Genomic DNA, 21602 nt, shown 5'->3' on the forward strand with positions numbered 1-21602 from the left:
CTGTGGCTCGACGCGCATGCCGACTTCAACACCAACGTGCTCACGCCCAGCGGCAACGTGCACGGCATGCCGGTCGCATGCCTGTGCGGGCACGGGCCCCGGCAGCTGATCGAGATCGGCGGCCAGGTCCCCGCGATCAACCCGAAGTGGGTGCGCCAGATCGGCATCCGCAGCGTCGATGCCGGCGAGAAGCGCCTGGTGCACGAGGTCGACCTCGAGGTCTTCGACATGCGCTACATCGACGAGATGGGCATGCGCCACACGATGGAGCTGGCGCTGGCGACGCTCGACGCCAACACCCACCTGCACGTCAGCTTCGACGTCGACTTCCTCGACCCCGACATCGCCCCCGGCGTCGGCACCACCGTCAAGGGCGGACCGAGCTACCGCGAGGCCCAGCTGTGCATGGAGATGATCGCCGACACCGGCCGCCTGGCCTCGCTCGACGTGATGGAGCTGAACCCGGCCTTCGACGTCAGGAACCGCACCGCCGAGGTGGCGGTCGACCTGATCGAGAGCCTGTTCGGCAAGAGCACGCTGATGCGCAAGTAGTCCCGGCCATTGCGGAGCCCGCCATGCGCCGACACCTCAGTGCCCTTGCCGCCGCCGCGCTGCTGACCGCCTGCGGCGGAGGCGGCGGTGGCGATGTCGAAGTCCGCGTCGACTACGACCCCGGCGCCGCCTGGCGCCAGCTGCTCACCACGCCGCGCAACTACACGGCCGCCGGCCGCGGCTCCGACGGCCGCGACTACGTCTACACGCTGAGCTTCACGCCCCAGGGCAGCGGCAGCTACCCGCGCAACGGCGCCAGCGCCGAGCGCGTCGAACGCCGCAGCAGCCTCACGCCCTTCGGCGGGTCGCCGGTCGTCGACCTCGGCTCGCTGTTCTTCATCACCGGCTTCCTGCTGATCGGGCTCAGTTCCGTCGGCGGCGGCTGCAGCGACATCGGCATGCCCTTCGCCCCGCCGCCGTTCTCGCCGATCGGCGGCAACGGCTCGCTGTTCGGCAGCACCGACTACGCGAGCTGCACGCCCGGCGGCAGCAGCAACGGCAACTCGACGACGCGCTGGACGATCCAGTTCTACAGCGGCGACGTCTACTTCTGCCTCGACACGACGCAGCGCGACAGCGGCGGGGCCGTCGCGCTGACGCAGTCGATCTGCTTCGCGCTCAGCCCCACCGGCAATGGCCTGGGTTCGAAGCTGCAATACACGCTGGTCATCCCGGGCCAGAACTTCTCGCTGGTGGCGCGGGGCGGCTGAGCGGGTCGTCGCACGGGCCGTGGCGGCGACGGAAGTCGCGCGGCTCGACGGCATCCGCCGCGGCGAACAGCCCGCGCCGCGCGGAGCGCGCCGCCTGCTCCTCGGCGGCATACGGCCCCGGGTCGCCGCGGTAGCGCGCCGACCAGGCGTGGCCCTCGCGCACCAGCCATGCGCCGACGTCCTGCGAACCCAGCCACAGCGTGCCGAGCGCGCGGCCGTGCGTGTCGGTCGCGCGCCGCAGCACCTGCACGCGGCGACCCAGCACGCGGTCCGACAAGGCCACGGACGCCTCGGCGCCGTGCGCCTGGCAACGCTCGGGCGCATCGAGCCCGACGAGGCGCACTTTCACCGGCTTGCGCCGCGGCTGCGCGCGGTCGGTCTCGGGTCGGACCCAGACCGTGTCGCCGTCGCTGACGCGCGTGACCACGCCGTCGAAGCGCTCTTCACCCGCCAGCGCCGGCGCCGACAGCCCCAGCGCGCAGGCCAGCACGGCCCACGACCGCCGCCTCATGCCGACGCGAGCTTCGGCCACAGCCACCAGCCCAGCAGACCCAGCGACAGCAGCCAGATCACGACGATCAGCACCGCGCCCCAGATCATCTTCGGCAGCTTCTGCCGCCCCGTCGCTTCGGCTTCGGCCAGCCGTGCCCGCCAGATCGGCTCGGGCGTCAGCTTCACCGCCAGCGCGATGCCCAGCGGCAGCAGGATCAGCTCGTCCAGCATGCCCAGCACCGGGATGAAGTCCGGGATCAGGTCGATCGGGCTCAGCGCGTAGGCCAGCACCGCGATCGCGATCCACTTCGGCGCGCGCGGCGTGTCGGGGTGGCGCACCAGCTTCCACAGGGCCAGCAGGTAGATGCCCAGGCGCGCGCGGTTGGCGGCGCCGAAGAGCTTGCGCAGCGGACCCAGCTTCATGCGCGCTTCCTGCGGGCGGGTCGTGCGGGGGCCGCGGTGGTCGGCGGCGCATCGAGGGCAGCGTTCATGTCGGCCAGCATCCTGTCGAGTCGGACCGAGAGTTTCTCCGTCGTCAGCTGCTCGCGGAAGCGCTCGACCATCAGCGGCAGACAGAAGGGGCTGGGCATCTTCAGCTCCACCAGGTCGATGCGCAGCCGCGCCATGCGCCGGAGCGTCGCGCCCAGGCGACGGATCTCCAGCTCCTGGCCCAGCACCTCGGTCTCGGCCTGGCTCAGCAGCAGGTTGCCGGCGTCGTACTTGCGGAAGACCTCGTAGAAAAGGCTGCTCGACGCCTGCAGCTGCTTCATGCTCTTGGGCGCGCCGGGATAGCCGGTGAACACCAGCCCGGCGACGCGCGCGATCTCGCGGAAGCGCCGTTGCGCCAGCTCGCTGGAGTTGAGGCTTGCCAGCACGTCGGGCAGCAGGTCGGCCGTGTCGAACACCGTGCCATCGAGCACGCCGTCGATGGCCACCGGCAGCGCGCTCAGCAGCTCGAAGCCGTAGTCGTTGACCGACAGGCTGAAGGTGTTGGGCTGCGCCTTCGCCAGCCGCCACGCCAGCAGCGAGGCCAGGCCCAGGTGCACGTTGCGCCCGGCGAACGGGTAGAGGTAGAGGTGATGCCCCTCGCGCGAATCGTGGCGCTCGACCAGCAAGGTCTGCGGCGTCGGCAGCTTCGACACACGGGCCTGCGTCGCCAGCATCGGCTGCGCGGCCTGCAGCTCGGGCTCGAAGAAGTCGCCCTGCGCGGCGACCTGCAGCATCTCGAGCACCGCGTCGGCCATCTCGGTGGACAGCGGCATCTTGCCGCCGGCCCAGCTGGGCACGATGCCCTTGTTGCGCGTGGCCTTGCGCACGTAGGCCGCCATGTCCTGGGTGCGCACGTACTCCAGCACGCGGCCGGCGAAGACGAAGCAGTCGCCGGGCTTCAGGCGTGCGATGAAACCCTCCTCGATGTTGCCGATCGTGCCGCCGGACATCCACTTCACCAGCATCGAGGCCTCGCCGACGATGGTGCCGATCGCCAGCCGGTGGCGCTGGGCGATGCCGCGGTCCGGCACGCGGTAGACGCCGTCCACGTTCTTCACGCGGTGGTAGTCGGGATAGGCGCCGAGGCTGGCGCCGCCGCGCTCGACGAAGTCCAGCGCCCACTGGAACTCGGCGCGCGTCAGGCCGCGGTAGGCGTGCGCCGTCTTCACCTCGGCGTACAGCGCCCCGGCCTCGAAACCACCCCCGAGCGCCACCGTGACCAGGTGCTGCACCAGCACGTCCAGCGGCTTCTCGGGCGCGTCGCGCTTCTCGACGCGGCCGGCCTGCGCCGCGCGCCGCGCCGCGGCGGCCTCGACCAGCTCCAGCGTGTTGGTCGGCACCAGCGTCACGCGCGAGGCGCGGCCCGGCTGATGGCCGCTGCGGCCGGCGCGCTGCAGCAGCCGCGCCACGCCCTTGGCCGAGCCGATCTGCAGCACGCGCTCGACCGGCAGGAAGTCCACGCCCAGGTCCAGCGACGAGGTCGTCACCACCGCCTTCAGCGCACCGGCCTTCAGCGCCTCCTCGACCCAGTGGCGTGCGTCCTTGTCGAGCGAGCCGTGATGCAAGGCGATCAGGCCGGCCCAGTCGGGCCGCTCGCGCAGCAGCAGCTGGAACCAGATCTCGGCCTGCGAGCGCACGTTGGTGAAGACCAGCGCGGTGCTGCTCTTCTCCAGCTCGTCCACCACCGGCTGCAGCATCTGCGCGCCCAGGTGGCCGGCCCAGGAGAAGCGCCCCGGGTTCGCCGGCAGCAGCGTGTCGATGACCAGCGCCTTGTCGATGCGGCCGCGCACCAGCGCCCCGTCGTCGTTGCCGAGCAGCACGCGCGACGCATCCTCCAGGTTGCCCAGCGTCGCACTCAGGCCCCAGGTCACGAGCTTCGGGTTCCATCGCCGCAGCCGCGCCAGCGCCAGCTGCACCTGCACGCCGCGCTTGTTGCCCATCAGCTCGTGCCACTCGTCGACGATGACGGTGTGCACGGCGCCCAGCTCGTCGCGCGCGTGCTCCCGCGTCAGCATCAGGCTCAGCGACTCGGGTGTCGTGATCAGCGTGGTCGGAAAGCGCCGGTCCTGGCGCGCACGTTCGCCGCCGGGCGTGTCGCCGGTGCGCAGCCCGGCGGTCCAGTGCGGGGCGAGCTCGGGCAAGGGCAGCGTGAGGGCCTTGAGGGTGTCGGCGGCCAGGGCCCGCATGGGAGTGAGCCACAGCACTTGCAGCGGCGCGGCCCCCTGGCCCGCCGCGATGCCGGAACGCAGCAAGGCCCCCATCCAGACCGCATACGTCTTGCCCGACCCCGTCGTCGCATGCAGGAGGCCCGAGCGGCCCGCCCCCATCGCCTCCCAGACCTCGCGCTGGAAGGCAAACGGCCGCCAGCCGCGCTGCTCGAACCAGGTCTCGACGCGCTGGAGATCGGCGGGATCGGACGGAGTGAGCGGAGGGGACGGGTCGCGGCGCGGCACCCGCGTAGTGTGCGGTCTCGCCGGTCGCGCCGGTCTCGCCGGCGAGACGACGCCCTCGATCGCCAGGCCGCTACGGCAGCGACCAGCCCAGCAGCTGGCGCCGGAAGATCTGCGCTCGCCCGGCGCTCGTGTTCGCGTTCGGCGCGCCGGCGATCACGCGGTTGCCCGAGGTCGCGATCGAGGCGCCGAAGCCTGCGCCCGCCTGCGGGGTCGGTTCGCGGATGAAGCCGGCGTAGCTCAGGCTTGCGCCGGATCCGTTGAAGACGAGCACTCGTCCGGCAGCGGCCGTGCCGCTCATCGTGGCTGCCGGCTCACCGACCAGCAGTCGCGTCGGCCCCAGGGCCATCGGGCGCTCGCCCACGCCGCCGAACGGGCCGACCGGGTAGTTCCACTGGTAAGTCCAGGTCCCGCCGACGCGGGTGAAGAGCTGGACCGAATCGGAGTCGCGCACGGCCAGCCGATCGCCGTGCATGGCGATCACGTAGCCGAAGCCATCATTGACCGCCGAGCTGCTCGAGACGATCACCTGCTGCTGGGTCCATGTGCCGTTCACCTTCTCGAAGAGATGCACCTGGCCCGCCAGTGCCGGGAAGTAAGGCGGCTGGGCGGCCGGGCGGCTGACGGCGATCACGCCATTGCCGATGCCCACGCTGCAGCCGAAGCGGTTGCCCCAGGCCTCGGGCAGGCCCTGCAGCTCCGCGGTCTGCGTCCAGATGCCGCCCGAACGCTCGAACACGAAGGCCCGGCCGGTGTAGTCGGCGTAGCCGCAGGCGCCGACGACGAGGGTGTCGCCCGACAGTGCCAGGGTCTGGCCGAAACCGAACTGCTGGATGGTGTTGCCCGGCGGCGCGTAGCTCGGCACGAGCGTCTGCTGGAGTGCCCAGCTGTCGCCGCTGCCGCTCCGCAAGTAGATGCTGACGTAGCCGACCTGGGCCTGCGCCGCGGCGAACCAGGGCGCGCCCACGACCAAGGTGTCGCCGTCGTAGGCCAGTGCAGCGGCGAACTTGCCGGTCGCGCCGGCGACCGGTTCCATGTGCACGGCGCTGAACCAGGGCGGCAGCGGCGTGCCTTCGAGGTTGCGGAACACCTCGGCCGCGCCGGGGTAGATGAAGCCCGAGCCGACCGCGGCCCGGCTGTTCTGCATTCCCACCGCGTAGCCGAAGAAGCTCGACACATCGTCCCACGGGCCGACGGTCAGCGTCTTCTCGTGCGCCCAGTACCAGGGGCTCAGGATCGGATCGATCTCGATCGGATAGGCCGCGCCGGCGTCATCGACGCGCAGCGCGATCTGCTGGCCACTGACGTCGAGCGCGGCGGGCAGGCTGCGGCCCTGCGCGTCGCGCGCGAACAGCGAACCATAGGCGAGGGCCTGCCGGCGGTAGGCGCGCAGGGCGATCGTGGCGCCGTCCTCGAGCAGCGACGGCACGAGCCCCTCCACCGCCATCACGAGGCGCAGTTCGCCTCGCCCCTCGGGCGGGCGGCGCAGGATGAACCGCTGCTCGAGCCCGCCCTGGGTGTTGGTGTACGACTCGACGAGCGCACCGCGCCGGTACTCCACGCGGTCGCCCTCCTGAATGAACTGCGGCACCGGCGCCACGCCCGGCCGGGCGCCGCGGCCGACGCGTTCCAGTTGCAGGACGACGACTCCGCCGTCGGACGCGATCGAGACCCGGCCGTCGCTGCCGAAGCTCACGTCGAGCGCGCGTTCCTCGTCGCGCGCTGTGCTCGTCGGCGTCGTGTTCGTCGAAGCCGGGCCGGGCAGCTGACCCTGGCCCTGCGCGAGCGACACGCCGACACAGAGCGTCAGCGCGAGCAGCACGGCACGAAGGCCCGCTCGTGCGGGCTTCGATGGAGTCTCTTCAAGGGCAAGGTCCATGGCGTGGCTCCGTTCCAGGTGGACGCGACGCTGGCGCCTCAGCAATGTCCGGGGGACTTCGGTTCCTCATGGCAGCCCTCGGGCGGCGCCGGCCTGGCGTCGCACGGCGCCGGCGCGCACGGCCTGCAACGCTCGTCGATGCAGGGCTCGCAGCGGCAGGGCCTGGGTTCGGGGCGCGGCTTGTCGCAGTGCTCGGGGGCCGGGCATTCGAGCTGGGGATCGATGGCGAAGGTGAGTCCGCCCACCACCAGTCCGTCGGCCAGCACCAGCACGCGGATCGCCAGCGGGCCGGCGTCCATCAGCTCGTCGAGCTCGAAGTCGCGGCCGCTGACCAGGCGCGGGCGGATCAGGCGCTGGTCGCGCGGACCGAGCGTGAAGTTGCCGCTGCCGGGGTTGTCGAAGCGCATCACCCAGCCGCGACCGGCCAGGAAGGCGGGCATCAGCACCTTCAGCTGCATGCGCGCGGTCCTGGCCGTCGGGTTCTGCGCCCAGAACTTGCGATTGCAGAACGCGGCCTCCAGCGCGCAGCGCCCGCCGCCGCCGGGCACCGGGATCACGGCGCGCATCGCCGTGTTGTTGTCGGTCGGCACCAGGCGCCACACCGGCGTCGGGCCGACCGCCGACGGGAAGCCGGTGATCGCGTCGGTGTTGGCGCGGTCGGCCGCGGCGCTGACGCTCATCAGCATCACTTCGTGCCCGGCATCGACCGGCGTCCACGCGAAGGGGCCGATCACGAGCTCGGCGCCGGGCGCCAGGTCGGGCACGGCCAGCGAGGTGCTGCCCATGGGCTCGAAGTCGTCGGGCCAGACCAGGCCGGCTGCCGGCCGTGCGCGGTAGGCGCGCACGCGCGCGCCCTTCGCGATCTGCGTGCCGCGGTTCTTGACGCGCACGTAGGCGAAGTTGCGGCAGCAGACCTGCGGCGTCTGGTGGCCGGGCTGGCCGTCGGGCTCGAGCCGGTTCCAGATGTCGCCGGTCTCCCAGAAGTGGGGCTGGAAGCCGTACTCGCCGTGACGGCCGTCGTCGATGTAGAGGTCCACCGCCGGCGGCGCGCCCACCGACACCACCGGCGTCGGTGCGCCGGGCGGCTGGTAGAGGCCCTGCTTCTCGAAGGCCCAGCGCACGACCTTGTGGTTGACGGCGCCGACCTGGCCCTCGCTGGTCCAGTTGCCCAGCTCGGCGGCGATCATCGCGCTGGCGTAGGCGGTCGCGTTGGCCGGATTGGTGGGCTGCGTCAGCGAGCCGATGGTGCGCAGCATCAGGTAGGCCACGTAGCGCGCCGCGAACTCGCGCATCGCCAGCTCGGGCGAGTCGCCGCCGACCGACCGGTAGAGGCGGAAGTGCGTCGTGCACAGGATCTGCTCGGAGTTGTAGCCGCCGAAGTCCTGCGTGCCGCCCCAGGCCCAGCCGGCCGTCACATCGCGGTCGTGGCGGCGCGCGATCACGCCGGTGATCCACGGGAAGGTCTGGAAGCGGTCGGCCGCGTGCGTGTCGGGGTCGTTGAGCACCGCGCCGAAGCTGTCGCCGGCGCTGTGCGCGAAGCCGAAGTTCGGCGAGTTGACGTGGTTGTAGAGGATGCCGTGGCCGCCCAGCTCGTGCAGCACGACGCGCCAGTCGCAGGCCAGGCCGATCGGATTGCCGGTGTCGCCCAGGTCGGCCAGCATGAAGGCGGTGCGGCCGATGCCGAAGGTCCCGTTGCCCATGCAGTAGGCGTTGATCTCCAGGCCGTTGGCGGTGCCGTAGTGGCCGCGGTGGTCGACCACGCTCGGGAACAGCGTGCCGGTGAAGTAGGTCGGCAGGTCGAAACCCAGTTCCTCGACCAGCCGGAAGAAGCGGTCGCAGTGGTAGTAGGCGTTGACCGCGGCGAAGTTGTCGGTGCGCGAGACGAAGTCGAAGTTGCTGCCGGCCGGCTCGGTGGGCGGCGCGGCATTGGGCACCTCGACGTTGACCACCGTCACGCGCTCGCCGGTCAGCGACACCGTGCCGGCCACTGGCGGGTTCAGGTCGGGCAGCTGCACCGACGAGCGCAGCGCGTTCAGCGCCGCCGCGTTGGCGCTGGGCGCCGGGCCGCCGTTCAGCGTCACCGGGTCCTCGCGGAAGACCAGGCCGGCGACGTCGTCGATGAAGGCGCGCAGGTACAGCACGCTGAGCGACTCGACGTCGACGATCGCGATCCACGGCAGGTCGGCGATGCCGCGCCAGGTCATCGTGAAGATCAGCTCGACGGCGACGTAGTGGCGGCCTTCGGCCACGGTCTCGGCGACGCGCGCCAGCGGCAGGCCGGCGTGCATGCCGTGCGCGGACTTCGCCGACGCCACGCCCGGCGCGCCCGGCGCGTCGTGGTCGTCGGGCGCGGTGCGCCGCGCGGCCTCGTAGCGATACACCACCAGGCGCTGGCGCAGCGGCTTGAACGATGCCGCATCGCACTCCTTCGCGTCGGCCAGGCCCAGCGCCTTGGCGAGGCTGCGACCATCGAGCCTGGCGGCGCGCTGCAGCAGCTTCTCGTCGGGCAGCGCGGCATCGACCTTCGCATGCCGGCTCGACTGCGCACCGACCACGACGAAGGGCTTCTGCCGCATCTGCACCGACACCGCGGCGTTCCACACCGGCAGGCCCCAGCAGGTCTGCTCGAACACGACCGTGGTCATGTCGAACTGCGGTTTCTCCAGGCTGTAGCGGTACTCGACGCCGGCCTGCATCGGCGTGCGCTCGGGCGAAGCGCTGAAGTTCAGCAGCTCGGCCGGCGCGATGCCGAGCAGGGGGCCGAACTTGTCGAGGTACTCGCGCGCCGCGAGCAGGGCCGTGCCGGCGCTGCTGGCGTAGGGCTCCTCGGTGTGCAGCAGGTCGCGCACGACACCGTCGTCGTCGCGCGTGAGATGAAGCCGGGCGTTCGCATCGAATTGCTGGTTCATGGTCGTTCTCCTGAACCACCAGCTTCGGCGACGGATCCGCGCGGCGCGTCCCTAGTTGATCTGCTTCTCCCTAGCCTGAGTCGGCCGACCCCCCGGGCTCGCGGGGGCCGGCGCGTCCCACGGCGCCGTCGCGATCCAGCCCTCGATGGCATCGACCTGCGGCGGCAGGCCGTGACGCGGCTGCGTCGCGGCCCACGCGGCCTGCACCAGGCACAGCACCGCATCGAGCCGGTCGCCCGAGCCGTCGGCGACCAGCGTGTCGCGCTGCGCGTGCGTGAGCTTGAGCCGCAGGCCCAGGCGCGCCGGGCGGCCCTGCTCGAGGGCGTCGACGATGTCCTTGCGCGCGATCAGGCGATCGTCCGTCTGCTTCGCCCGGTCGTCGCTCTTGTAGGAGCGCGCGCCGATCAGCTCGCGCGCCAGCAGGCCGGGATAGGCCTCGACCGCGACGCGCTGCGGGTCGCCGGCATGCAGGCCCGCCAGCGTGACGCCCGCCTGGACGAGCCGCGGCACGCCCGCGTGCAGCATGTACGCCACCGGCGGATTGACCCACTTCATCGACGGGCTCGATCCGGCCGGGCCGTCGGTCGCGCGATGCGCGAACTTGCCGCCGGCCGGTCGCGCGTCGCAGAAGGCCGCGAAGCGCTGGCGGATCTCGGCCCGCGACAGCGACGCGTAGTGGCGCATCAGCGGCGCCCATTGCAGGGGCCAGCCCAGCGCCGCCACCAGCTCGCGCGGCAGGCCGAAGGGCAGGTCGAAGCCGCCGAGCCAGGGGCCGGGCCGCTGCAGCATCGCCTCGAACTCGCCGAGGCCCGGCAGCTCCTCGATCCGCTCGTGGCGCAGCACCGCGCCCTCGCGCCGGCCGTGGGCCACGGTGATGGGCTTGCGGCGCGTCGGCGCGCTGCTGAAGTCCACGCCGATCAAGGGCGGGAGCGGCTTCGAGGTGGGATGAGCTTCTGACATCGCTCGTCGGACTCTAGCGGCCCGCGACAATGCCGCGATGTCCTCGCCCTCCGAAGTCGTCCCCGCCAGCCTCCGTCGACGGCGCCTGTGGCGCATGGGCGCCATCGCGCTGACCTTGCTGGTGCTGCTCGCCGTCGCCTGGCAGCTGGCGATGAAGCAGCTGCAGCGCGAGATCGTCGCGCAGCTCGGCCCGCGCGGCGAGGTCGCGTCGATCTCGCTGTCGTGGAACGGCGTCGAGCTGCGCGGCCTGCGCATCGCCGCCGCGCCGAAGAGCGGCTGGCCGACGGCCGACGAGCTGCGCGCCGAGCGCATGCTGGTCGCGCCCGACCTGTGGGCCGCGCTGCGCGGCCGCATCGGCGTGCGCCGCATCGTCGTCGACGGCGGCTACATCGCGCTGCTGCGCACGCGCGACGGCGCGTTGCGCGTGCTGCCCTCGCTGCTGGGGCCGTCGCCGGGCCGGCGCGACGGCACGGCGGCCGAGCCGCCCTCGCTGCGCATCGGCGAAGTGCGGCTGCGCGACACCGAGGTCGCGTGGTTCGACGCCTCGGTGCGCCAGCCGCCGCTGGCGCTGCGCCTGACCGGCATCGATGCGCGCCTCGGCCCGCTGCCGCTGCCGGCGCTGGACGCGGCCACCGCGGTCGACCTGCAGGCCATGATCGAAGGCAGCCGCACCGGGCCGCGCGGCAAGCTCGCCATCGAAGGCGAGGTCACCCACGCCAGCCGCGACGCCGACCTGAAGGTGCAGCTGCGCCAGGTCGACCTGGTCGTGCTGCAGCCCTACCTCAGCCGCGTGGCCGACGGCGGCGTCAAGGCCGGGCGACTGGACCTGGACCTCAGGGCCCGGGTGCAGCGCCAGCAGCTGCATGCGCCCGGCCGCATCACGCTGACCGGTCTGGAGCTGGGCGCGGGCGGCTTCGCCGGCCTGCCGCGCCAGGCGCTGGTGGCGATGGCCGGCCAGAGCGGCCCGATCGAGCTGGACTTCACCCTCGAGGGCCGGCTGGACGACCCGGCGTTCTCGCTCAACGAGAACCTGGCGACCCGCTTTGCGGCCGCGCTGGCCGAGAAGCTGGGCCTCAGCGTCGGCGGCGTCGTCGAGGGCCTGGGCAGTGTGATCAAGGGGTTGTTTGGGCGCTGAGCATCTACCCGCTCGGTCGCGGTAGCCGTTGCGGAGCAAGGCACCCGCGGTCTCCGTCCAGGAGCGGAGAAGCACCCCATCCCCGGGCCAACCCGGACGGATCTCCCCTAGTTTGTTGATCATTCAGCAACGGTGCATTGGCAAACCGGCTATTTATCAGCCGGGATGCAAGTCCTACATTCCTTCCATCGCAACGCAACAACCGGAAGGAACCCCACCATGAACGCCTTCATCAAGCTGTCCGCCCTGGCCACCGCCGCCGCCCTGATCAGCATCTCGGCCCAGGCCCAGACCGCTCCGGCGACCCGTGCCGACGTGCAAGCCGAACTGACCCGCGCCCAGGCCGCCGGCGAGCTGGACCGTGGCCAGTCCGAGATCGGCGGCCCGGCGCTGCGCACCGTCAACACCTACAAGACCCGCGCCGAAGTGCAGGCCGAACTGGCCCGTGCCCGCGCCAACGGCGAGATGGACTTCGCCTACGCCGAAGTGAACGGCGGCCAGCTGCCGCAGCGCGGCTCGGTTTCGGCCAGCGACCTGCGCCTGGCCGACAAGAAGTCCGCCAAGTAAGTCAGCGATCGACGAAGGGTCGCCCGGCCCCGCCGACCCGGCGGGGCACGAGGCGCACCGAACGAGGGGCCCGATCCGGGCCCCTCGTGCTTTCTTGCGGCACCTGGATCAGCCCAGCGCCAGCGCGGCCACGCCGAGCGCGATGCACGCCGCACCCGCCAGCCGCAGGCCCGGGTCGCCCTCGCCCAGCAGCCGCCCGCCGATCAGCGCGGCGAACAGCATCGACACCTCGCGCGCCGGCGCCACGTGGCTGAGCGGCGCGAACTGCAGCGCGTACAGCACCATCACGTAGCCCAGCGGCGACAGCACCGCCACCACCAGTGCCCAGCGCCAGGTGGCACGCCAGGCCGCCAGCGCGCCGGCCGGGTCGCGCAGCACGACGGGCAGGCTGAACGGGATGCGCAGCAGGTTGCCGAAGTAGTCGATCAGCAGCGGCGAGATCGCCACCACCTTGACCGCGTAGCCGTCGATCACCGTGTAGCCGGCGATGCACACGCCGGTGGCCGCGCCGTAGGCCACGCCGTGCTGCAGGCGCTGGCGCTGTGCGGGGTCGCCAGCGCCCGAGCGCAGCTCGCGCACCAGGCGCGGCCCGCCGGCGATCAGGAACACGCCCAGCGCCACCGCCGCCACACCCGCCACGCCGAAGGCCGACAGCGCCTCGCCCAGCAGCAGCACCGCGCCGATCGAACTGAGCAGCGGCCCGGTGCCGCGCGCCACCGGATAGACCACCGTGAGGTCGGCCGCGCGATAACCGCGCAGCAGCAGCGTGAAGTACAGCAGGTGCGTCAGCGCGCTCGCCAGCGTGATGCCCCACTCCAGCCAGCCCCAGCGCGGCAGCACGCCCCACGCCGCCCAGATGCCCAGCGGCGCCCACAGCACCGCGATCATCAGCGCCGTCAGCAGCACGAAGCGCTGATCGCCCCCCGCATGCTTGGCCGCCAGGTTCCACAGCGCGTGGCAGAGGGCGGCGGCGAGGACGAGGGCCAGGGCGGTGGCGGGCACTGGAGGAGTCTAGTGGCGGCGGGCCCGCTGGCTGGGCGCTGCCGCAGCAGCGCTTGCGGTCGAGCAAGTCCGGGGTGGAACGGGCTAGCTCACGTCTCACTCTCTGGACTCAGCCGCCTTGCTCAACAACTGCTCGGTGGACCAATTTCGTGTGAGCCAGGTTGAGAGAGCGGCGCCTGACAAGTGCCACCAGAGCATGCCCTCGTAGCGCCGATGCTCACGTAGGTGCTCTGAGGCCACATGCCACGCGACCAGTAGCCCCGAACGCTCCTGGCTCGGCTCAACGGCGACTGCGAAGTATGTGTATGGATTGAGCTTGGGAACTACGGGTGCGCCCTTGCCACGCATACGCTGCCAAGCAGCGAGCTACTGCTCAGTCGAAGCCATCGCAGCGGGCGGCTTTGGCTTGCCGCCCGCGGCATACAGCCCAAGCTCATAAAGCGCCCACGGTCCAGCAAAAAGTAGAACCGCTGCGGTACCGGCCAACGACAGAACAACGATGCGAATCGCGCGCATGGGGCAGGTTTGCGTCGAGTGGGCGACCGTAGCGTATCGGTCCGATGTCGCCCGTCTCGCTGCGAAGCGCCGCATGCTACGGCCTTCGATCCCTTCCAGTAACCCCCGCTTCCGATTCGCTGCGGGAGGCGTCGACGGACGTGCAGGTCGCCTGAACGTCAGCAGAAGGAAGCGAACACCACCGAGGCCCGAGACCTCAGAACGCCTGCCTCCACTTCACCCCCAGCAGCCAGCTCCGCGGCGCGCCAGGTTCGAAGAAGCGGGCGTTGCCCTCGTTGACGATCACGCTGCCGGCGTAGGTGCGGTCGAAGACGTTGTCGACGCGCAGCAGCGCGTCGATGGCGCTGCCGCCGCCCAGGTCCCAGCGTTGCGTGGCGCGCAGCGCCAGCGTCGACCAGCCGCCGGCGAAGTCGGTGTTGCGGTCGTTGACGGCCACGCTGTCCTGCAGGCGCAGCTCGCCGGCGACCTCGGGGCCGCGCGCGCCCAGCGGCTTCCAGGCCAGCTCGGCGTAGGCGCTGTGCGGCGAGGTGCCGGCGATGCGGTTGCCGGCCGGCACGGTGGCCTGGCTGCCGGCGAAGGCCGGCCCGCAGGGCGGCGTCGACGCGCAGGTGAGGAAGTTGTCGTTGTAGCGCGCGCTCAGCCAGGTGAAGGAGAACACGGCGCGCCAGTCGGGGTTGAAGCGCCAGGCCGAGCCGAGCTCGAAACCGCTGCGCGTCGTGCGGCCCACGTTCTGGAAGCTCGAGCGCCCGCCGCTGTTGGTGGCGACGCTGATCTCGTCGCTGGTGCGCGCCTCGAACACCGCCGCGTCGATGGCCAGGCCCAGCGCGTCGTCGCGCCACTTGGCACCCAGCTCGACCTGGCGGCTGATCTGCGGCTTGAGCGCCGTGTTGAAGCCGCTGGTGTTGTCGGCCTTGTAGGCCAGCTCGCCGAAGGTCGGCGACTCGAAGCCGCGGCCGGCGCTGGCGTAGAAGTTGAGCGTGGGCGTCACGCGCCACTGCAGCGCCGCGACCGGGTTGGTGTAGCTGAACTTCAGCGAGCCCGAGTCGTCGCCGTTGATGCCGACGATGTAGCGGTCCTGGGCATCGAACTTCACGCTGCCGCTGCGCACGCCGACGGTCGCGGTCCAGTCCTTGGCGAACTCGATCTCGCCCTGGGCGTAGCCGTCGGCGGTGCGGACCTCGTTGCTCTCGTCGCGGCGCAGGTTGCCGGTGACGCCCAGCGCGGTCGGCGCGGCGCTGGTGCCGAAGAAGTTCTCGTAGCCGCGGCGGTCTTCGTCGCTGCGCTCGAAGGCCGCGCCGGCGACGAACTGCGCCGTGCGGTCGCCCTCCAGCGTCCAGCGCCAGATCAGGCGCGCGTCGACGCCTTCGTAGCTGCGGTCGAAGTCGATCACGCCGCCGGGCTGGCGCGCCGCGGCCTGCGTGGCCGGCGCGATGGCCTGCCACTGCGTGACGGAGCGGCGGCCGTGGTAGGCGGTGACGGCGCTCTCGCTCAGCGCCCAGGCGCTGTTGTCGAAGCGGTGGCGCCAGCTGAGGCCGGCCTGTTCCTGCTGCACGGTCTTGCGGGTGTCGAACTGCGTGGCCTGCGGCGTGGTCTGGTAGGGGTCGGCGTTGAACTGCGCACGCGTCAGGCCCAGCGGGTCGTCGGCCGGCTGGTCGATGTGGTTGAGCGTGAAGATGAGCTGGTCGCTGTCGCCGGTCCAGCCCACGCGCAGGTTGGCCAGGGTGCGGCGCGCCGCGCTCTCGGCCCGGAAGCCGTCGGTCTGGAAATAGCTGGCGCCGAAGCGCAGGTCCAGGCCCTTGCCCGGCGTGTCGCCGAACGGCGACTGGATCGTCACGCGGCCCTGGCGCAGGCCGTCGCTGCCGACGTCGACGCCGAGCTCGCCGTAGCGCTCGCGCGCCGGCTGGCTGACCAGCGCGATCACGCCGCCCGAGCTGTTGCCGTAGAGCGCGCTGAACGGTCCGCGCAACACCTCGACGCGCTGCGCGCCGGCCAGGTCGAAGTGCGCGACCTGGCCCTGGCCGTCGGGGTTGGTGGCCGGGATACCGTCGCTGTACAGGCGCAGGCCGCGCACACCGAAGGTCGAGCGCGCGCCGAAGCCGCGCGAGTTGATCTGCAGGTCCTGCGCGTAGTTGTTGCGGTTGGCGGCGATGAGGCCCGGCACGCGGCCCAGCACCTCGGACAGGTTGACCATCGGGCCGGCCTCGCGGAAGGTCTCGGCGTCGATCACGGTGATCGAGTACGGCGTGTCGAAGGCGCGCTGCTCGAAGCCCTTGCCGGTGACGACCACCGGCGCCAGCGCGGGCGCCTCCGCGGTCTGGGCCCAGGCGGCCGGTGCGGCGATCGACAGCATGCTGGCCAGGGCCACCGGCTGCAGGGACAGGGCAAGACGGGCGCGCGGCGCGGACAGCATGAGGTCTCCTCGGGGGTCGGTTCGTGAAAGCGCGCGGACTCTACCCGCGGCCCCCAGGGGCCCCAATAGAGAAAATCTGCAAACGGCCCGCGGGCTTCCCCTGGGCCTCGGGCCAGTCTCAAGTCCCGCGGGCGACGCCGGCGGCGGGACCGCGGTGCCACACTCGCGGCGGCCCTGCCCGGGTCGCCGCCCCCTCACTCCCACGGAGCCGCCATGTCCCTCGCCGCCAACGTCGTCGTCGCCCTGGTCGGGCTGCTGCACGTCTACATCCTCGTGCTGGAGATGTTCCTGTGGGACAAGCCGGCGGGGCTGCGCGCCTTCCGGCAGACGCCGCAGTCGGCCGCCGCGTCCAAGGTGCTGGCGGCCAACCAGGGCCTGTACAACGGCTTCCTCGCGGCGGGGCTGTTCTGGGGGCTGTCGCTCGGCGAGGCCGGTCTCGGCGTGAAGACCTTCTTCCTGCTGTGCGTGCTGGTCGCCGGGCTGTACGGCGCCGCGACGGTGGGCAGGAAGATCCTCTTCATCCAGTCGGTGCCGGCGGCGATCGGCCTGGCGCTGCTGTGGCTGGCCTGAGGCCGCGCCCGTGAGCGCGGCCTTCGTGATCGGCAGCATCGCGATCAAGGACGCGGCCAAGTGGGACGCGTACCGCGCCCAGGTGCCGGCGACGATCGCGCCCTGGCAGGGCGAGGTGCTGGTGCGCGGGCGCAAGCTCGTCGCACTGAGCGGCGAGGTGGCGCACACCGACACGGTGGTGATCCGCTTCCCCAGCGCCGAGGCATTGCGCGGCTGGCACGACTCGCCCGCCTACCAGGCGCTGCTGCCGCTGCGCCGCGAGGCGGCCGACGTGACGCTGATCGGCTACCAGGCCTGAACGCCAAGCGAGGCGCGATGCGGCGGGCGCTGCTCCGGATGGCTGGCCTGCTGATCGCGTGGGCCGCCGCCACGGCGCAGGCCCAGCCGGCCCGCGTGGTCGACCTGCCGACGCGCCTGGGCGTGACGCAACGGCTGCTCGTCCTCGGCCCGGCCGAGCCTCGTGCGACCGTGGTCCTCTTCGCCGGCGGTCACGGCGGCCTGCAGATCGCGGACGACGGGACCCTGCAGTGGGGGCGCGGCAACTTTCTCGTGCGCTCGCGCCAGCTGTTCGCCGACCAGGGCCTGCGGGTCGTGCTGATCGACGCGCCGTCGGACCGGCAGCGCCCGCCCTACCTGACCGGCTACCGGCAGACGCCGGAGCACGTGGCCGACGTCAGGGCGGTCATCGCCTGGGCGCGCCAGCAGGCACCGCGACCCGTGTGGCTGGTGGGCACCAGCCGGGGCACGCAGTCGGTCGCGCACGTCGCGACGCAGTTGAGCGGCTCCGACGGTCCGGACGGCCTGGTGCTGAGCTCCACCGTCCTGCGCGACCCGCGGGGCCGGCCCGTGCCCGACATGGCGATCGACGGCCTGCGCCTGCCGGTGCTGGTGGTGCACCACGAGCAGGACGGCTGCAGCGTCTGCGCCTACGCCGACATGCCGCGCCTGATGCAGCGGCTGGCCGGCGCGCCGCGCAAGTCGCTGATCGCGATGACCGGCGGCACGGACCGCGGCGACCCCTGCGAGGCCGCCGGCCATCACGGCTTCGCCGGGCTGGAGGCCGAGGTCGTGGCGCGCACGGCGCGCTGGATCCTCGAGCCCTGATCCCCGGGGCCTGCCGGCGCTGGACAAGCGGCCCTCGCCGCCGCTAAGCTGGACCGGTCGATCACGAGGACTCCCGATGATGCTTCGCCCGCTCGCGCTGTCGTCCGTCCTGGCCCTGCTGGCGCTGTCCGCGCAGGCGCAGCCGCGGCCCGCCTACTCGCTCGACCAGCCCGGCGTCGCCCAGGCCCGCGCCGAATACGCCTGCGCGCGCGCCAACTGCGTGCCGAGCAAGGCGCCCGGCAAGTCCTGAGCGCTCATGCGCCTCGTCCCTGCCCTGTTGCTGCTGTCGCTGCCCTGGGCCGCGATGGCCCAGCCGCGCATGGAGCGGGCCGAGGTCGAGGAGCTGTTCGTCGCGGCCGGCTTCGGGGTGGTCAACGGCCAGCCGAGAAACCGCTGCGCGCATGCGGCGAACCCCAAGGTGAGCTTCGTCGACCTCAACGGCGACCGTCAGCCCGAGGCGCTGTTCATCGATCAAGGCGCCTGCTACGCGCCGGCCGGCCGCTACTACGCCGTGGCGACCAAGCAGAACGGACGCTGGCGCCAGGTGTTGCAGGGCGACGGCCAGGTCAAGGCGCTGGCCGAGCGCAATCCGCAGGGCTGGCTGGACCTGCAGGACCTGAGTCCGGGCTGCCCGCGCCTGTTGCGCCACGACGGCCAGCGCTACCAGCCGCAGACCGATTGCAGCGGCAAGAGCCTGGCGCAGGCGGCCACGCCTGCCGCTCCCGCGGCGCCGACCGCAGCGGCAACCGGCGGTGCGGGCAAGCCGTCGGCGGCCGACGAGGCGGCGGTCTTCAAGGCCGCCGGCTTCAAGCGCAAGGGCAAGCGCTGGGTCACCGAAGGCTGCGACGACCCGTCGTCCTCGAGCTACGGACCGGGCAATGTCGAGGCGTTCAAGGACCTCAACGGCGACGGCCGGCCCGAGGCCGTGCTCAGCGAGGGCGGCACGTTCTGCTACGGCAACACTGGCCAGGGTTTCTGGCTGCTCAGCCAGCAGGCCGGCGGCAGCTGGAAGCTGCTGACGCAGAGCCAGGGCATGCCGGACTTCCTGGCCACGAAGGGCAAGGACGGCTTCCCCGACATCCAGATCGGCGGGCCGGGCTTCTGCTTCCCGGTCGTGCGCTGGAACGGCAAGGAATACAAGACCCATCGCTGGGAATACGAGGGCAAGGCCTGCAAGCGGCCGTTCTGACCGCGCGCGGCGGCTGACTACTGCGTCGCGCGGCGCAGCGTCTCGACCACCGGCCGCGTCAGCACCTCGCGCAGGCCCCACCAGCCGGCCGCCAGCGCCAGCAGCGCACCGGCCGCGCCGCCGACCAGCGGCACCCACAGCGGCGCGCTCCAGCGGAACTCGAAGGCATAGCGCGCCAGCGCCCAGCCGACGGCCAGCGCCGCCACCGAGGCCAGCACGCCGGCCAGCGCGCCCACGCCCAGCAGCTCGGCCCGCTGCACGCGACCCAGCAGGCTGCTGCCGGCACCCAGCGCACGCATCACCGCGAACTCGGCGGCGCGCTGCTCGCGCGTGGCGGTGACGGCCGCGAACAGCACCACCAGCCCGGTCGCGAGCGTGAAGCCGAACAGGAACTCGACCGCGCGGATCACCTGGTCCAGCACGCGCTGCACCTGCGCGATCGACGCCGACACGTCGACGTTGGTGATGTTGGGGAAGGCGCGCGACAGCGTGTTGTCGAAGCTCGGCTGGCCGGCCTGCGGCGGCGGCGCGCGGAAGGCCGCGATGTAGCTCGCCGGCAGCTCGTCGGGCACGCGGGCGCTCGGGAACATCACGAAGAAATTGACGCGCATCGAGCCCCAGTCGACCTCGCGCAGGCTGGTGATGCGGCCTTCCTGCATCACGCCGGCGATGTCGAAGCGCATCGTGTCGCCGAGCTTCACGCCCAGGGTCTGGGCCAGGCCGGCCTCGACGCTGATCGCGCCCGGCTCGTCGGCCACCCAGCGGCCGGCGACCACGCGGTTGTGGCCGGGCAGCTGCGCGTCGTGGCTGAGGTTGAACTCGCGGTCGACGAGGCGCCGCGCGCGGTCCTCGGTGTAGTCCTCGGGCTTGACCGGCTTGCCGTTCACAGCGACGAGACGGCCACGGATCATCGGGTACCAGTCGTAGCCCTTCACGCCGCCGGCGTCGAGCTGCTTGCGGAAGGCCTCGCCCTGTTCGGGCTGCACGTTGATGACGAAGCGGTCGGGCGCATCGGGCGGCGTGGCCTGGCGCCAGCTGCTGATGAGGTCGGTGCGCAGCAGCACCAGCAGCACCAGCGCCAGCAGGCCGACGCTGAGCGCGCTGACCTGCAGCACCGCGAAGCCGGGGCGCGCCGCGACCTGGCGCGTCGCCAGCACCAGCCAGCGCGGTGCGCTGGCCGACGGCACGACGCGCCGCAGCGCCTGCACCGCCAGCCAGGACAGCAGCGCGAACACCGCCACCGCCCCGGCGAAGCCGCCGACGGTGATCAGCCCGAGCTTCAGGTCCGAGGCCACGGCCACCAGCAGCGCCGCGAAGCCCGCGAAGCCCGCCAGCAGCACGCCGATCGAGGCGGGCTTGAGCTGGCCGAGGTCGCGCCGGATCACGCGCAGCGGCGGCACCTGCGCCAGCTGCAGCACCGGCGCCAGCCCGAAGCCCAGCAGCAGCGTCAGGCCCACGCCCAGGCCGAAGGCCGCAGGCCACACGCCCGGCGGCGGCAGCGCCGCATCGACCAGGCCGGCCAGCAGGGCGACGAAGACGAAGTGCACCGCCAGCCCCAGCAGCACGCCCAGCGCACTGGCCAGCAGGCCGACCGCCGCGAACTCGACGACGAAGGCGCCGGCGATGCGCCGCTGCGACTGGCCCAGCACGCGCAGCATCGCGCAGTCGTCGAGATGGCGGTTGGCGAAGTCGCGCGCCGCGATGCCGATCGCGACGGCCGCCAGCAGCGCGGCCAGCAGCGCGACGAGGTTGAGGAACTTGGCCGCGCGGTCCAGCGTCTGGCGCATCTCGGGGCGCCCGCCCTCGAGCGACTCGATGCGCAGGCCGCGCCAGCCCTGCTGCGCGATCTGCTGCTCGGCCCAGGCGACATAGGCACGCACCTTGGCGTCGCCGCCGGCGCCCTGCCCGGCCACCGCGAGCCGGTAGGTCACGCGGCTGGCCGGCTGGATCAGGCCGGTGGCCGGCAGGTCGGCCTCGTTCAGCAGCGCACGCGGCGCGAAGCTCATGAAGCCGGCGCCGCGGTCGGGCTCGACCGCGACGATCGCGGCGATGCGCAGGCTGGCATCGCCCAGCAGCAGGGGATCGCCGATCTTGAGGGCGAGCGAATCGAGGATCGCGACGTCGACCCACACCGTGCCGCGCGCCGGTGCCGTGCTCGCGACGCGCTCGGGTGCCCCTGGCGCATCGGCGATCTTGAGCTGGCCGCGCAGCGGATAGCCCTCGCTGACCGCCTTGACCGCGACCAGCCGCGAGGCACCGCCCTGGGCGTCGGGTGCGCGGCCCATGCTCGGAAAGCCCACGGTGCCGGCGACCTGCAGGCCGTCGGCACGCGCCCGTTCGGCCAGCGCGGCCGGCGCCGGCTGGTCGCTGGCGACGATGGCGTCGCCGCCCAGCAGCGACCGCGCATCGCGCGCCAGGCCGCTGTTGAGCCGGTCGGCGAAGAAGCCGACCGCCGTCAGTGCCGCCACGGCGAGCATCACGGCGACGACCAGCAGGCGCAGCTCGCCGGCGCGGAAGTCGCGCATCAGCTGGCGGCGGGCCAGGGTCCAGAGGGAAGGAGGGGTCATGGAGCGAAGTTAGCACTTCGTGGCTGGGTTCCGCTGGCCGCGGGATGCTGCGCCGGGTCTCGCCCCGGCAGGCGAGTCACTTTCATTTGCTGGCCCAAATG

General features: G+C 72.4%; 17 protein-coding genes and 1 pseudogene. 9 read left to right on the forward strand and 9 right to left on the reverse strand.

The window, feature by feature from the left end:
• Together QZV97_RS15955 and QZV97_RS15960 are read left to right on the forward strand one after the other, a co-directional pair.
• Window positions 1–552, forward strand: a 552-nt coding sequence (locus QZV97_RS15955; protein ID WP_295644601.1) for an arginase, incomplete at its 5' end; no start/stop codon positions are given.
• Between the two features lie 23 nt (window positions 553–575).
• Complete coding sequence (locus QZV97_RS15960; protein WP_295644604.1) at window positions 576–1262, forward strand: hypothetical protein; 687 nt, start codon at window positions 576–578, stop codon at window positions 1260–1262.
• Here QZV97_RS15960 and QZV97_RS15965 read toward each other — a convergent pair.
• From QZV97_RS15965 to QZV97_RS15990, 6 genes and pseudogenes are all read right to left on the reverse strand, one after another.
• Window positions 1219–1773 carry a thermonuclease family protein gene (locus tag QZV97_RS15965; protein ID WP_295644607.1) on the reverse strand — a complete coding sequence of 185 codons (555 nt, stop codon included), beginning with the start codon at window positions 1771–1773 and terminating at the stop codon, window positions 1219–1221. The genes QZV97_RS15960 and QZV97_RS15965 overlap by 44 nt on opposite strands.
• A 137-nt stretch (window positions 1774–1910) precedes the next feature.
• Window positions 1911–2177, reverse strand: a pseudogene (locus QZV97_RS15970) (YkvA family protein); the annotation flags it as partial.
• Window positions 2174–4696: a ligase-associated DNA damage response DEXH box helicase gene (locus tag QZV97_RS15975; protein ID WP_295644610.1), complete on the reverse strand. Its 2523-nt coding sequence runs from the start codon at window positions 4694–4696 to the stop codon at window positions 2174–2176. The gene QZV97_RS15975 and the pseudogene QZV97_RS15970, both read right to left, overlap by 4 nt.
• A 70-nt stretch (window positions 4697–4766) precedes the next feature.
• Window positions 4767–6572: a hypothetical protein gene (locus tag QZV97_RS15980; protein WP_295644613.1), complete on the reverse strand. Its 1806-nt coding sequence runs from the start codon at window positions 6570–6572 to the stop codon at window positions 4767–4769.
• Between the two features lie 38 nt (window positions 6573–6610).
• A complete protein-coding gene (locus QZV97_RS15985) occupies window positions 6611–9481 on the reverse strand; it encodes a hypothetical protein (protein ID WP_295644616.1) in 2871 nt (956 codons plus the stop codon).
• 51 nt (window positions 9482–9532) lie between these two features.
• The gene (locus QZV97_RS15990; RefSeq protein WP_295644618.1) at window positions 9533–10441 is read right to left on the reverse strand and encodes a DUF429 domain-containing protein; all 909 of its coding nucleotides are present in this window, start codon (window positions 10439–10441) and stop codon (window positions 9533–9535) included.
• A gap of 37 nt (window positions 10442–10478) precedes the next feature.
• Between QZV97_RS15990 and QZV97_RS15995 the strand changes: the two genes are divergently transcribed.
• Window positions 10479–11576, forward strand: a complete 1098-nt coding sequence (locus tag QZV97_RS15995; RefSeq protein WP_295644621.1) for a DUF748 domain-containing protein — start codon at window positions 10479–10481, stop codon at window positions 11574–11576.
• Between the two features lie 219 nt (window positions 11577–11795).
• Window positions 11796–12143 carry a DUF4148 domain-containing protein gene (locus QZV97_RS16000; RefSeq protein WP_295644624.1) on the forward strand — a complete coding sequence of 116 codons (348 nt, stop codon included), beginning with the start codon at window positions 11796–11798 and terminating at the stop codon, window positions 12141–12143.
• A gap of 108 nt (window positions 12144–12251) precedes the next feature.
• Here the strand turns inward: QZV97_RS16000 and QZV97_RS16005 are convergent, their stop codons facing one another.
• Together QZV97_RS16005 and QZV97_RS16010 are read right to left on the reverse strand one after the other, a co-directional pair.
• Entirely contained in the window at window positions 12252–13145 is an 894-nt protein-coding gene (locus tag QZV97_RS16005) for a DMT family transporter (RefSeq protein WP_295644627.1), read from the reverse strand.
• A 712-nt stretch (window positions 13146–13857) separates the two neighbouring features.
• Window positions 13858–16071, reverse strand: a complete 2214-nt coding sequence (locus tag QZV97_RS16010; RefSeq protein WP_295644630.1) for a TonB-dependent receptor — start codon at window positions 16069–16071, stop codon at window positions 13858–13860.
• Window positions 16072–16284: 213 nt separating this feature from the next.
• Between QZV97_RS16010 and QZV97_RS16015 the strand changes: the two genes are divergently transcribed.
• The 5 genes from QZV97_RS16015 (at window position 16285) to QZV97_RS16035 (ending at window position 18934) form a co-directional block, all read left to right on the forward strand.
• On the forward strand, window positions 16285–16641 hold the full coding sequence (locus QZV97_RS16015) for a DUF1304 domain-containing protein (protein WP_295644634.1): 357 nt from the start codon (window positions 16285–16287) through the stop codon (window positions 16639–16641).
• Window positions 16642–16651: 10 nt separating this feature from the next.
• Complete coding sequence (locus tag QZV97_RS16020) at window positions 16652–16939, forward strand: DUF1330 domain-containing protein (protein ID WP_295644637.1); 288 nt, start codon at window positions 16652–16654, stop codon at window positions 16937–16939.
• A gap of 38 nt (window positions 16940–16977) precedes the next feature.
• Window positions 16978–17745 (forward strand): alpha/beta hydrolase, encoded by a 768-nt coding sequence (locus QZV97_RS16025; RefSeq protein ID WP_295644641.1) that lies wholly within the window; start codon window positions 16978–16980, stop codon window positions 17743–17745.
• Between the two features lie 76 nt (window positions 17746–17821).
• Complete coding sequence (locus QZV97_RS16030) at window positions 17822–17995, forward strand: hypothetical protein (RefSeq protein WP_295644643.1); 174 nt, start codon at window positions 17822–17824, stop codon at window positions 17993–17995.
• Window positions 17996–18001: 6 nt separating this feature from the next.
• Window positions 18002–18934 carry a hypothetical protein gene (locus QZV97_RS16035; RefSeq protein ID WP_295644644.1) on the forward strand — a complete coding sequence of 311 codons (933 nt, stop codon included), beginning with the start codon at window positions 18002–18004 and terminating at the stop codon, window positions 18932–18934.
• 17 nt (window positions 18935–18951) lie between these two features.
• On the opposite strand, the gene QZV97_RS16040 is transcribed toward QZV97_RS16035, so the two are convergent.
• Window positions 18952–21501: an FtsX-like permease family protein gene (locus QZV97_RS16040; RefSeq protein ID WP_295644648.1), complete on the reverse strand. Its 2550-nt coding sequence runs from the start codon at window positions 21499–21501 to the stop codon at window positions 18952–18954.
• Window positions 21502–21602 lie beyond the last annotated feature (101 nt).

The sequence above is a fragment of the uncultured Methylibium sp. genome (assembly GCF_902826655.1).
In the GTDB taxonomy this organism is placed as follows: Bacteria; Pseudomonadota; Gammaproteobacteria; order Burkholderiales; family Burkholderiaceae_C; genus Methylibium.

Coding starts and splice junctions, on each gene's coding strand:
- QZV97_RS16000 (WP_295644624.1), top strand. CDS start 11,796: ATGAACGCCTTCATCAAGCTGTCCGCCCTGGCCACCGCCGCCGCCCTG.
- QZV97_RS16035 (WP_295644644.1), top strand. CDS start 18,002: ATGCGCCTCGTCCCTGCCCTGTTGCTGCTGTCGCTGCCCTGGGCCGCG.
- QZV97_RS16040 (WP_295644648.1), bottom strand. CDS start 21,501: ATGACCCCTCCTTCCCTCTGGACCCTGGCCCGCCGCCAGCTGATGCGC.
- QZV97_RS16015 (WP_295644634.1), top strand. CDS start 16,285: ATGTCCCTCGCCGCCAACGTCGTCGTCGCCCTGGTCGGGCTGCTGCAC.
- QZV97_RS16025 (WP_295644641.1), top strand. CDS start 16,978: ATGGCTGGCCTGCTGATCGCGTGGGCCGCCGCCACGGCGCAGGCCCAG.
- QZV97_RS16010 (WP_295644630.1), bottom strand. CDS start 16,071: ATGCTGTCCGCGCCGCGCGCCCGTCTTGCCCTGTCCCTGCAGCCGGTG.
- QZV97_RS16030 (WP_295644643.1), top strand. CDS start 17,822: ATGATGCTTCGCCCGCTCGCGCTGTCGTCCGTCCTGGCCCTGCTGGCG.
- QZV97_RS15960 (WP_295644604.1), top strand. CDS start 576: ATGCGCCGACACCTCAGTGCCCTTGCCGCCGCCGCGCTGCTGACCGCC.
- QZV97_RS15990 (WP_295644618.1), bottom strand. CDS start 10,441: ATGTCAGAAGCTCATCCCACCTCGAAGCCGCTCCCGCCCTTGATCGGC.
- QZV97_RS15985 (WP_295644616.1), bottom strand. CDS start 9,481: ATGAACCAGCAATTCGATGCGAACGCCCGGCTTCATCTCACGCGCGAC.
- QZV97_RS15980 (WP_295644613.1), bottom strand. CDS start 6,572: ATGGACCTTGCCCTTGAAGAGACTCCATCGAAGCCCGCACGAGCGGGC.
- QZV97_RS15995 (WP_295644621.1), top strand. CDS start 10,479: ATGTCCTCGCCCTCCGAAGTCGTCCCCGCCAGCCTCCGTCGACGGCGC.
- QZV97_RS15965 (WP_295644607.1), bottom strand. CDS start 1,773: ATGAGGCGGCGGTCGTGGGCCGTGCTGGCCTGCGCGCTGGGGCTGTCG.